This window comes from Asticcacaulis sp. AC466 (assembly GCF_000495815.1).
GTDB lineage: Bacteria > Pseudomonadota > Alphaproteobacteria > Caulobacterales > Caulobacteraceae > Asticcacaulis.
Genome location: NZ_AWGE01000001.1, coordinates 467,517 through 479,269, shown reverse-complemented (window position 1 = coordinate 479,269; position 11,753 = coordinate 467,517). Strand labels below are relative to the sequence as shown.

Annotated in this window: 13 protein-coding genes; 5 read left to right on the top strand and 8 right to left on the bottom strand. The window is 57.8% G+C overall.

What is annotated here, in order from left to right:
• Window positions 1–183 precede the first annotated feature (183 nt).
• Window positions 184–1,161, top strand: coding sequence for an aldo/keto reductase (locus tag AEAC466_RS25240; RefSeq protein ID WP_023456496.1), 978 nt, complete (start codon window positions 184–186; stop codon window positions 1,159–1,161).
• Window positions 1,162–1,358: 197 nt separating this feature from the next.
• Here AEAC466_RS25240 and AEAC466_RS43550 read toward each other — a convergent pair whose 3' ends face one another.
• From AEAC466_RS43550 to AEAC466_RS25210, 7 genes are all read right to left on the bottom strand, one after another.
• Window positions 1,359–2,006, bottom strand: coding sequence for a DUF4142 domain-containing protein (locus tag AEAC466_RS43550; protein ID WP_162148916.1), 648 nt, complete (start codon window positions 2,004–2,006; stop codon window positions 1,359–1,361).
• 235 nt (window positions 2,007–2,241) lie between these two features.
• Complete coding sequence (arsC, locus tag AEAC466_RS25235) at window positions 2,242–2,589, bottom strand: arsenate reductase (glutaredoxin) (protein ID WP_023456494.1); 348 nt, start codon at window positions 2,587–2,589, stop codon at window positions 2,242–2,244.
• Window positions 2,589–2,954, bottom strand: coding sequence for an ArsR/SmtB family transcription factor (locus AEAC466_RS25230; protein WP_023456493.1), 366 nt, complete (start codon window positions 2,952–2,954; stop codon window positions 2,589–2,591). Before AEAC466_RS25230 ends, arsC begins: the two co-directional genes overlap by 1 nt.
• Before the next feature lie 126 nt (window positions 2,955–3,080).
• Window positions 3,081–3,608, bottom strand: coding sequence for an arsenate reductase/protein-tyrosine-phosphatase family protein (locus AEAC466_RS25225; protein ID WP_031238088.1), 528 nt, complete (start codon window positions 3,606–3,608; stop codon window positions 3,081–3,083).
• Between the two features lie 193 nt (window positions 3,609–3,801).
• On the bottom strand, window positions 3,802–4,503 hold the full coding sequence (ctrA, locus tag AEAC466_RS25220) for a response regulator transcription factor CtrA (RefSeq protein ID WP_023456491.1): 702 nt from the start codon (window positions 4,501–4,503) through the stop codon (window positions 3,802–3,804).
• A 312-nt stretch (window positions 4,504–4,815) separates the two neighbouring features.
• The gene (locus AEAC466_RS25215; protein WP_023456490.1) at window positions 4,816–5,124 is read right to left on the bottom strand and encodes a hypothetical protein; all 309 of its coding nucleotides are present in this window, start codon (window positions 5,122–5,124) and stop codon (window positions 4,816–4,818) included.
• Window positions 5,125–5,190: 66 nt separating this feature from the next.
• Window positions 5,191–7,152 carry a DUF2075 domain-containing protein gene (locus tag AEAC466_RS25210; RefSeq protein WP_023456489.1) on the bottom strand — a complete coding sequence of 654 codons (1,962 nt, stop codon included), beginning with the start codon at window positions 7,150–7,152 and terminating at the stop codon, window positions 5,191–5,193.
• 112 nt (window positions 7,153–7,264) lie between these two features.
• Between AEAC466_RS25210 and AEAC466_RS25205 the strand changes: the two genes are divergently transcribed.
• The 4 genes from AEAC466_RS25205 to AEAC466_RS25190 all read left to right on the top strand — a co-directional run bounded on the left by AEAC466_RS25205 (window position 7,265) and on the right by AEAC466_RS25190 (window position 11,085).
• Entirely contained in the window at window positions 7,265–8,152 is an 888-nt protein-coding gene (locus tag AEAC466_RS25205) for a CmcJ/NvfI family oxidoreductase (RefSeq protein ID WP_155913451.1), read from the top strand.
• A 58-nt stretch (window positions 8,153–8,210) separates the two neighbouring features.
• A complete protein-coding gene (gene fliI / locus AEAC466_RS25200; RefSeq protein WP_023456487.1) occupies window positions 8,211–9,542 on the top strand; it encodes a flagellar protein export ATPase FliI in 1,332 nt (443 codons plus the stop codon).
• A gap of 77 nt (window positions 9,543–9,619) precedes the next feature.
• Window positions 9,620–10,030, top strand: a complete 411-nt coding sequence (locus tag AEAC466_RS25195) for a flagellar FliJ family protein (RefSeq protein ID WP_023456486.1) — start codon at window positions 9,620–9,622, stop codon at window positions 10,028–10,030.
• A 2-nt stretch (window positions 10,031–10,032) separates the two neighbouring features.
• A complete protein-coding gene (locus tag AEAC466_RS25190; RefSeq protein WP_023456485.1) occupies window positions 10,033–11,085 on the top strand; it encodes an endo-1,4-beta-xylanase in 1,053 nt (350 codons plus the stop codon).
• A gap of 57 nt (window positions 11,086–11,142) precedes the next feature.
• On the opposite strand, the gene AEAC466_RS25185 is transcribed toward AEAC466_RS25190, so the two are convergent.
• Window positions 11,143–11,655: a DUF4282 domain-containing protein gene (locus AEAC466_RS25185; RefSeq protein ID WP_023456484.1), complete on the bottom strand. Its 513-nt coding sequence runs from the start codon at window positions 11,653–11,655 to the stop codon at window positions 11,143–11,145.
• Window positions 11,656–11,753: the final 98 nt, after the last annotated feature.

Here is an 11,753-nt window from a genome sequence, read left to right as displayed (position 1 = left end):
AAAAATCTTAACCCGCCGGCTAACGCTGGCGGGTTTTGTCATTTTTCCAGGGACACTCTGCCAACTTACCGTGCCGCCCGGCCCATATTACGGGGTCATATCACGCGGAATGTGAAAACCTGCCCCTTTTGCGCGCCACCTTCGCAGCATACATAGGTGGCGACCCGCGAAAGGCTCCTCCGCATGAAAAAACGTACACTCGGCCAGTCTGGCCTCGAAGTCTCCGCTCTCGGCCTTGGCTGTATGGGCATGAGCTGGGCCTATGGTCCTTCCGACCGCGATCAATGCCTGAAACTGCTGCGCGATGCCGTGGATTTGGGCGTCACCTTCTTCGATACCGCCGAAGTCTATGGCCCCTTCACCAATGAAGAACTGGTCGGCGAAGCCCTGAAGCCGGTGCGCAACCAGGTGGTCATAGCCACCAAGTTCGGCTTTAAGCTCGGGGAACCCGGCCATCTGACCGGGGTCAATTCCCGCCCGGACCATATCCGTGAGGTGGTCGATGCGTCCTTGAAGCGGCTGAAGATCGATGAGATCGATCTGTTGTATCAGCATCGCGTCGATCCCGAGGTCCCAATCGAAGATGTCGCCGGCACGGTCGGTGACCTGATCACGGCGGGTAAGGTCAAGCATTTCGGCCTATCCGAAGCGTCCGCCGTTACGATCCGCAAGGCACACGCCGTGCAAAAGGTCACGGCCTTGCAAAGCGAGTATTCGTTGTGGACGCGCGATCCAGAAGCAGACATCCTGCCCACCCTGGAAGAGCTGGGCATCGGCTTCGTCCCCTATTCACCGCTCGGCCGCGGCTTCCTGACCGGCACCTTGGGCGAACTGGCGAACAACGACTTCCGCGCTCAAAACCCACGCTTCACCGGTGATGCCAAAGCACAAAATGTCCGGGCCGTCGATGCCCTTAAGGCACTTGCCAAATCCAAGGGCGTTACACCCGCCCAGTTGGCATTGGCATGGCTTTTGGCACAAAAGCCATGGATCGTTCCCATTCCCGGCACGCGGCACCTCGACAGGCTCCAGGAGAATATCGCGTCGGCGGAGGTTGATCTCACGGCCACCGACCTGAAAGATATCGAAGACGTCATTGCTCAGACCGGATTTGCCGGAGATCGCTATGCCGCGGCCAGCCTGGCAATGGTCAACCGGTAAATTCCATAAAAAATCCCCCAGGATCACTCCCAGGGGATTTTTTCACCCGCAGTCAGGTGGAGGGCTGAACCTGACCGGTTCGGGCAAGCGCTTTCCGAAAAGTGTGATGCACTTTTCGGAAAAAAAGCGCGTAAAAGCAAGGAAATAGAGCGTGTCCCGGTCTGGTTCATCCAGACCGGGACACGCTCTAGAGAGGCCTATTGACCACCTTGCGAGACCTGATCTAACGCATTGCCGCTGGCATCCAGCATCGGCAGGGTGTTGGCGGCAAAGGTCTTGACCGACTCGTCCGTACCGGACGCGGCATAGGCCTTGAATACCGTCTCCGCCTTATCGTTCACCTCACCCTGGGCAGCGACATATTTGGTGTCGAAATCGGCGCCCTTGGCGACTTTGAGTTCACCCAGTTTCTGGGTATATTCCGGCGTGTAGCCCTGGTCGAAGTGCATATCCGATGTCGACCCCTGGATAGCGGCGATCATGCTTTCACGCGTCTTCATTCCGTTGTCCAGTACCGTCTTGGCAGCCGCCTTGACTTCGGCGCTGGCGCCCTGGCTGGCGGCGAGCTGCGATGCAGCGATCGTGAATTCATTGGCCATGAAGGCTTCCTTCATGAAATCCTTGGCGGCATTACCATCCGCCGCCGTGCTGGCGACGGGTGCCGCTGCGGTCGGCGCGGTTGCCTGGGGTGCCGTACCAGGTGTCGTCGCCGGCGCGGCAGGTGCCGTTTGCGGCGTTGTGTCCTGAGGCATAGTAGCCTGGGTGTCCTGAGCGGCGGCACTGAGAGCCGTGGCAGCAGCGATGGCGGCTATAACACCCGTGATCTTATAAGATAATTTCTTCATAATAAGCATCCTTCTTTAGTAAGAGCACAGGGGGAAAGCTGTGCGATCCGAGATGGATGACAATAATGACACGCAACGGCCAAAAAGTGTCTAATTAGATAAGGCGGCAGGTGTTGATGTTAGTCAAAAAATAAGAATCTAATCTGGATTATATAAATTTAACCTGAATTTGTCTTAAAAACGGCATGGTCGAGGCCGATTTATGTCTAGTCATCTTCTTTTAAGCTGACGACGCCTATAAGATATCCAGCAGCCGCTCTACGGGGCGCGCCAAGACGGCCCCTTTTGAACTTGTCACGATCGGGCGTTCAACTAGGATCGGCTGTTCTACCATTGCGGCCAGGATGCGCGCATCGCCGACAGTAATGTCGGTCAGTCCCAGATCTTGTGCTGGCGTACCCTTGACACGCAGCATGTCACGCGGTCTGACCTTCATGGCGTCGAACAGGGATATGAGCTGCGTGTGTGTCCAGCCCGTCGTGGCGTACAAAACAACGGTTGGCTCGATGCCGCGGCTGCGGATCAATTCAAGCGCAGCCCGCGATGTTGAACATTGCGGCCTGTGATATATGGTAACGGGCATTAGGCCTTCGCAGCACGCACAGGCGCCACGCTTGCCGGATGACCCTTGAAATACTCATGAAGCGCGGTCGCCGCCTCGGCGTTATTTTCGGTGCAGTCTTCCAGTAGGAAGCCCATCAGGTCGGCATAGTGCGAGAAGTTGACGCGATAAATAATCGAGCGGCCGTCGCGATAGGCGCTGAGCAAGCCGGCACCTGTCAGGATAGACAGATGGGTGGAAGCCGTATTGGCCGGAATACCATTGGCCGACGCAATCTTGCCGGCAGCCATGCCGTCAGGCCCGGCCTTCACAATGGTGCGAAAAACAGCGAGACGACCGGGGTGCGCCAGAGCAAACAGATTAACCACCGCGTCATCACTGATCATATTCGGGCCTTTGTAAGCGACTGATTATCGACGGGGTTCTACTATTACAAAACTATGGAAACATAAAGGCGAGGTTGGCTGATTTTGCAAAAAACCGGTATGGTTTTCATTGACGCCGCACGGCCATCAGGCCGCGAAGCGCAGAGACTCACCGCCCATATGTTCCAGGCGCGCCTGTATGTCACAGCCTTCCAATACGCTTGCGGGTAGGTTGGCAAAGGCGTCGACACGGGCTGCCAGGTGGTTGAAAAGATCGGAATAGGCGGCGGCGATTGCGCCGGAAGACCCCATGACGTCGCACGGGTCCGGCAAATGCCAGTCCACGAAGACAGGCTTACCGAAAAACTGTGGCGCGCGGCCCAGGGTGTTGGCGCGGCGATCCGGGGACAGGCGAATGATGAAATCGTAGCCGGGATCATTGGCGCCCATCACGGCCATCATCGATTTGGTCGCCAGGCGGTCGGCCTTGTAATTGATCTTTTCCAGCAGGGCCAGGGCGTAAGGACTGATGACCGGCGAAGGGTCAAAACCTGCAGATCGCGCTTCGAAACGCCCGGCCCCCAGACGATTAAGCAGCGCCTCCGCCAGAATGGATCTGGCCGTATTGTGTACGCCCAGGAAAAGAACGTTATAAATCCGAAACGCCGTCGTCATATACATGCCCCCAGTAGCTGAAACGGCCTTACAAACCGGCCGTTTACCGACACTACTACGGATTGTTTATTCTAGAATTTACGAATTAGGTGAATGAAAGAACAATGTTCGCATACATTCACATCGGCATTGGACAATAAAAAAGCCTGCCGAGAGAGGTCGGCAGGCTTTCTTGATACATTCGGTGTCGCGATTAAGCGGCGACAATCGACCCTTGTTCATGCGGATCGCGCAGCACATAGCCACGGCCCCACACGGTTTCGATGTAGTGATTGCCATCGGCGGCGACAGCCAGCTTCTTACGTAGCTTGCAGATAAACACGTCGATGATCTTCAGTTCGGGCTCATCCATACCGCCGTACAGGTGGTTGAGGAACATTTCCTTGGTAAGCGTCGTACCCTTGCGCAGGGACAACAGCTCAAGCATTTCGTATTCCTTGCCGGTCAGGTGAACACGGTTGCCGGACACTTCGACCGTCTTGGCATCCAGGTTAACCACGATGTCGCCGGTGCGGATGACGGATTGGGCGTGGCCCTTGGACCGACGGACGACCGCGTGAATACGGGCGATCAGTTCGTCCTTGTGGAAAGGCTTGGTCATATAGTCGTCGGCACCACCGCCGAGCGTCTTGACCTTGGTGTCGATTTCGGACGTACCCGACAGGATCATGACCGGGGTGTTAACTTTTCCGACGCGCAGCTGGCGCAGGACTTCCAAGCCCGACATGTCAGGCAGGGACAGGTCAAGCAGGATAAGATCGTAATCATAGATCTTGCCCAGGTCGACGCCTTCTTCACCGAGGTCGGTCGTATAGACGTTAAAGCCTTCCGACTTAAGCATCAACTCGATGCTTTGCGCTGTCGCGCTATCGTCTTCAATCAGTAGTACGCGCATAAAAGCCCCTCCCGGCTTGTGGGTAACGAGGATGCGAAGGCCACATGCCTACGCCGTTAACCTTCATGCTAAACAGGAAATCCCTTAAGATTCGTTAAGCTTAACAACTCAGTTTAGAAAACTCAGTGTAAGGGGGTAAGGTGATTTGCGAATCGGGGGCAAGAGTCGAGAGTCAACGATTCTCTTTATACACAGGATTTTTACCGCCATTTTTTGACCGTGAGTCATTTGAATCACACACCCGCGTTATGTCGTTTGCACGCCATTTTTCGAACAAAAAAATGAACGCGGACAATTTTGGGCGGTAAACGCTTAAACCTCTTCCACCATGCGGTGTAGAATGTCAGTGCAGCGCAGGTCGTTCTTTTCGGACGCCAGCGCCGCCTTTACCAGCTTGGTGCGCGCGTCCTTGACATCCAGACTGCCGGTATCGACCCGCTCCAGAATGCGCGTCAGATAGGCATTAAGGTCACCGGCATCATGGCGGATGGCGCCTTCAAAAAAGCGCAGCAGCCCGTCGCGCGCCGCGTCACGGCTAAGAACACCCGATCGGAGCATCTCAAGGACGCGACCGATATTGATATCAAGCGCCTGTTGAGCGGCGTCTTTCATAAAGAACATGGCAGGACTCCTGTTCAAGGCCCACCCCAGATGACCATTCTATCACTGGTGTTTTTACCCCCATAATCAACTATTTGGGATAAGTGGGCCAAGCCCGCACGCCTGAAGGAAGCGATAGGTATCGTCATAGAAACGGCGTGGCCGGGTCGGGTCTGCATCGTCGCCGTGCGGCACGAACAGGATCATGCCCTGACGCGCGCGGGTCAGAATGACGCGGTAAGCGTTTTTCAGATACAGCCGGCGAAACCGGTCATTAACCGACTGCCATTTCGTCCCTTTGAACGCGTAGGCGTGCCAGCCGCCATCGGCGTAACGCAGGTCGGCGTCCCAGCACACACCGGTCCAGTCTAATTCCAGCCCCTGAACGTCGAATTCGCTGGCGACCTCCTCCAGATAGAACGAGGCGCGCACATCGGAGCGATCATTGAGAAACCAGTTGGCCGGATCGATGGCCGCCTTGATATGCACCCCTTCCGGCCTCAGCCGCAGAGCGCCGGACGAGGCGATAAGACCATACCGTTCGGACCCGCGCGCCCTATTTCGCAACCAGTGTCGGGCCTGATTGAGATCGCGCGTCAGGTATATAGGATACTTGTCGAGCTTGGCATGGGCGGCGTGGGCGGCCACGGCATCGCCATTGAGCAGATGAGAAATGAAATCGGACAAGGTCTCCGCGCGGAACGATCGCATGGAGACGCCCAGATGCAGGTCTTCGCTCAGCGTAACCTGATCTTTGGCTATAAAGGCGCGGGCGTCGTGGTTCAGGTCGTAGTCGGGCTGAACGATCTGCGCCGAGGCGTAAACCTCCCAGTGGGGGAAGCGGTCACGGATCGCCGCCATCCATTCCGAAAGCCCAGCCTCGCCGGTGTTGATTTCCTGGCCACCACCGATCAGGCAAATCACCGTGCACCAATCGGTGTGACGATCCATGACGCTGAGCAGAAATTCCGGCTCGGACATATTGAAATCGGCGACACTGCGCTTTTGCTGCATGAATTTCGACGCTTGCACCTTGGTCCACGCACGTTGGGCTTCGTCGAAGACAACCACATGTTCGACGGGCGCGTCGATGGTGCTGACATATTCATCGCGAAAGACGTGAATGTTCTGAATAAAGGTGCGCACCTTACGCTGGACATGGGCTTTCGGCTGGTTAGTTCGGACGGCCTGGTCGCGCGTAAGGGCTTCGCGCAGAACATCGACCAGGGGACCGTTCCCGGACAGGAAGACGGCATGTTCGTCGGCATGGGCGTTGCTGCGTTGGGTGGCGATGTTGAGACCGGCCAGAGTCTTGCCTGCACCAGGCACGCCGGTGATAAAACAAACGGATTTCCTTCCCCTCGCCTTCGATCCGTCTATGACCTGGCCAATGAAGTCCTGCGTCCGTCCCAGATTAATGGCGTCCGCATCCGACCGTGCAATGTCCTTCACATCGTGACGGGCATAGAGGGCACGGGCCGCCTCCACGATTGTAGGGGTTGGCCGATACCCACTGGCCGCCCAGGCTTTGGCGTCGAGCACCGTCCGATGACGCGACGCAATCAGGCGAATAACCGCACCGAGATCGGTTACCGCCACGCAGAGAGGGGCCGCAACCTGATCGAGCGCCAGTTCAAGCTGAATGTCGCGCGAGGCCGCGGCTTGCGTCGCCACCAAAATCGGCACGATCGGCAAATCATGGCTGCCCTGATGGAAGTTTTTCAGATCAAGGGCGTAGTCTTCAACCTGATCGATGGCGCTGCGGTCGAAGACGGCGCTGCCGACCTTGAATTCCACCACGAACAGGCAATCGCCAATGAGCAGCACCGCATCGGCGCGTTTGCCCATGCGCGGAATAGAAAATTCAAAATATAACGTATAGCCGCCCTGATCCTTCAACGCACCGCGCAGAATATTGATCTGTTGGCGCCACGCGTCGCGTTGCGCAGGCTCCAGCGCGAAATTATGACCGCGCGCCAGCTCGCCCAGAATATGGTCGTCCGTATCGCCGACAAATTTATCGCGATCCGCCGCATAGTAGGCGCGCATTATGCTACTCCCCCGTGTCCTCAGACGATCAAACGCGCCCTTAAGTCTTGTCAATACATAAGCACCACCCATTTTCAAATAACAGGCATATTCAGGCGCGCGCGAGGACCATATGACAGAGGCAATGCTGAACGGCTTCATTCGTCGTGATCTGGTGTTGGATGGGCGCCTAAGAATCCGGATAAACGGCCCTGCCGAGGCTGTAATGCCGTGGGCGGCGGCGGCTCCCATCTCTATCCATAATGCCCGCAACTTACAGGATGCGCTGTCACCCGAAACCTGCCTTGACCGACACGGCTTCGCCTTGCTTGGTCATGATAGCCAGGTCACGGACTGGGATTCCGGCACAACCGACGCTCTGTACAAGAACGAGATTGCACGCATCTACATGCCGGAAATCGATGCCCTAATCCGGCAAACCCTGTTGCCAGACCTCAAATTGGAAATCGTGCAGTACCCAGGGCTGGTACGGCGCGGTCCGGGCACCCACAACCCGTATGCCCTGGGCGTTCACCAGGACTACGGCCTGACACCGGATGACTACCAGGAAAGCCTGGAAGCCTTCTCTTCGCCTGAGTTTGCACAGTCGTGGCGCCGGCGGTTCGACCGGCCGGACGTGGCAGGCTTCGTCGTGGTTAACTTCTGGCGCACCGTCTATATGGACGCCCCCTTGCAGCACATGCCGCTCGCGGTCTGCGATCCCGCTTCGGTCGCCGCGGAAGACCTCGTTCCGGCGGCTCTGGTAGATTTTAGCCCAACGGGCAAGGACACCAACCAACTGTCCTTGCGCTATAGCGACAAACAGGCCTGGTATTATTATCCCGCCATGACAACAAAGGAAGTTCTGGCTTTCAAGGTCTTCCAGTATTTCAAGGATGGGCGCAGGACGGGCCTGCAAACCTGCTTTCACACAGCCTTTTCCGATCCTCAGACCCCTCAGGATGCACCCCAACGGCAAAGCTGCGAACACCGGGTCGGCATATTCATTCTGAACGACTGACCGCGCATGGCTGGTGGCGTTAACCTTTCTTAAGGCGTCATTCACCATAATCGATCCCATGCAAGACCTTGTCGAACTGGTGAAAAATATCGATCCCATGCGCGTTTACGGACGCGTGGCGGTGGTCAACGGCCTGCTGATCGAGGCGCGTGGCGGCTTGAGCTACATGCAGGTCGGCGCCCGTTGCGAGATTATCCGCCGTCACGACACGCCCCTGCCCGTCGAAGTGGTCGGCTTCCGCGAAGACCGCGCCTTGATGATGCCGTTCGGCCCGGTCGAAGGTGTCACGCCCGGCGCTGAAATCCGCATCTCCTCCGAAGGCGCCAAGGTCTATCCGACCATAGCCTGGCTTGGCCGCATCGTCGATAGCTTCGGCGATCCGATCGACAGCCTGGGCCCCCTGCCACAGGGCAAGGAGGGCTACTTGCTCAAGGCCGCACCGCCGGCGGCGCATAAACGCGCGCGGGTGGGTGAGCGCCTGAATCTGGGCGTCCGCGCCATGGATGTCTTCACCACCTGTTGCCGCGGCCAGCGCCTCGGCGTCTTTGCCGGCTCGGGCGTCGGCAAATCCGTCCTGTTGTCCATGCTGGCGCGCGAAGCCACCTGCGACGCCGTCGTCGTCGGCCTGATCGGTGAACGGGGCCGGGAAGTCCGCGAATTCATTGAAGAAACCTTAGGCCCAGAAGGGCTGAAACGGGCCATAGTCGTGGTCGCCACCTCGGATGAGCCGGCATTGAAGCGGCGTCAAGCCGCCTATATGACCCTCGCCCTGTCGGAGTTCCTGCGTGATCAGGGCCTGGAAGTCCTGTGCCTGATGGACTCAGTCACCCGCTTTGCCATGGCCCAGCGTGAAATCGGCCTGGCCACCGGCGAGCCGCCAACGACCAAGGGCTACACCCCGACCTGTTTCGCTGAATTGCCCAAGCTGCTCGAACGCGCTGGCCCCGGCCCGATGCTGGAAGACGGCACCCAGACCGGCCCCATCACCGGTCTGTTCACCGTGCTGGTGGATGGCGACGATCATAACGAGCCGATTGCGGACGCGGTGCGCGGTATCCTGGACGGGCACATTGTCATGAGCCGCACCATAGCCGAACGTGGCCGCTTTCCGGCCATTGATGTTCTTAAATCCATCTCCCGGACCATGCCCGACTGCCAATCGATACCAGAACGCGAAGTGGTGCGTCAGGCGCGCAAGGTGATGTCCAGCTATGCCAATATGGAAGAATTGATCCGCATCGGCGCCTACCGGTCCGGTGCCGATCCAGACGTCGATCGCGCCATTATTCTCAACCCGGACATCGAGCAATTTTTACGTCAAGGTAAGGAAGAGTACACACCTCTTGACGAGTCCTTTACTCTTTTGGCCGATATTCTTAGCAAGGGTTAATTTCGACCCGCCGGAAGCGCGCTTTCGGCAAGGCTCTGCCGGCCTTGAACACCAGACACATGTAACGGAGTTTCCCTATGACCAAGTGGGCCAAGTCTCTTATCCGCCTGTCCACATTTGAGGTCGAAACTCTGCAAAAACGTCTGGCTGAAGTCGTCACCCGCCGCACCCATGCGGAAATGAAAATCGCCACTCTCGACGCCGAATATGAGTTGGAATGTGTCCGCGCCTCGCAGGACGCCAGCCTCAGCCACGGCCTGAGCGCTTACAAGATGGGCTTCAAGCATCGCCGCGATGCCGTCAGCGCCGACCTTGAACTGATCGTGCGCGAAGAAGAAGGCGTGCGCGATTCGCTTGGCATGGCCTTCGAAGACCTGAAGAAGTTCGAACACGTTGCTGAACTCAGCCACCTCAAGCGCATCGCCAACGACAAGCGTATTGAAAACGCCGCGCTCGACGAAGCGGCCCTGCGTATGAAGCGTGCCTGATTATGCATCGTCGCGGCGTGTTAACCGGCGCGGCCGCGCTCGCTGTTTTGCCCATGACCGCCTGCGCCGACGCGCCCTATGGTCAGGTGCCACCGCTTAAGTCCATCGCCCCCTATCCGCTCGGCGTCGCCACGACCGCGCGCCGCATGGCCGACCCAGCTTGGGCAAACCTCGCCACGACCCATTTCTCCCGGCTGAGCGCCGAATGGGAAATGAAGATGGAGTATATCCTCCAGCCGGATGGCAGCCTGAAATTCGACCGCGCCGATGCATTGATGGCCTTTGCCGCCCAAAACCGTATGGACGTGCATGGCCACACCCTGATCTGGTACGCTCAGGACGGCACACATTTCCAGGCGCTGGCTGGTAATCCTGACGCCTTTCTCAATGCCTATGCCGCCTATATTTCCGACGTCATGGGACGCTACAAAGGGCGGATACGCGGCTGGGACGTTGTCAACGAACCCATATGGGATGACGGCCGTGGCCTGCGCGACTGCCTGTGGCGCAAGGTGCTGGGCGACGACTATATCGGACTGGCTTTCGAAGCCGCCCATCGCACCGATCCGAGCGCCATCCTGTTCCTTAACGACTATAATCTCGAATTCACACCAAAGAAGCGCACGACCTTCCTCAAGCTGTGCGAACGCCTATTGAAGGACGGTGCGCCTTTGCACGGCATCGGCACGCAGACCCACATCGCCGCCGATCTTCAGCCCGGCCTGATCACCCAGGCCCTGCGCGATATCGCCTCGCTGGGCCTGATCGTACACGTGTCCGAACTGGATATTTCTGTCCGTGGCGATCTGACCGCCAATATCGCCGAGCCCCGGTTGAAACAGGCGCGGCTGCTGGAAGAACTTCTGACCGCCTATGGCGACATACCCGCGACGCAACGCTACGGCGTGACACTGTGGGCGTTGCGCGATTCCGATTCCTGGCTGAATACGCCGCAGGGCGGACAACACCTGCTTCCGGATGAGCCGGTCCTGTTCGACCGCCAAGGCCGGCCAAAGCCGCTCGCCCATATATTCGCCAAATCCGTAACGCTCTAATTTTTTGTTTTTACGCGCTTTTTGATCCGAAACGTGTGTCATACGCCTCGGAAAGCGTTAGAATTCGCGCTTTTCGAAGCGGGGACGGAAGAACGGATCTTCGAGCAGGTTCTTTTCTGGATCGGTCGGCGCCGCGGGTGGCGGCGGGGCGGCTGTAGCGACATCCATTGCCGTTGTCGTATCCCCGGCCGGCGTTGGCGCCGGATTGGCGCCGGGCTGGGTCAGCTTTTCCTGAAATTGGCGCAGGTAGCGCAAATCTTCGGAAATGTTCATGACCGCCAGGTAGAATTCGCATACGGACCGCCAGGCTAGGACGCCGATCAGAAAGCCTAGAAACCCAACCACGGTCAGGCCAAAGGACAGAAGCCACCCCATGACGGAGGCATCCTTTATCCCCGTGCCGATCATTATGCCGAGCCAGCCGAGCGCGCAGATAAACAATAGGCCCAGACCGCACCAGTAAACAATGTGCACAATGGGCTTCGACACAAGCCGGTCGAAAGTCAGGAGATCGTTCCAGATGTCCCGGGGGCGCGTGGTGCCGAACACCTGTCTGATGGTACGCTGCATACGACTTCCCCAAAAAAACTCATTCGACAAAACGCCGAAAAGGCGAATTTTGTCGTCCGCGCCTTAGCTAAAAGGCGTTTACCCCTGAGTTGTCAAGT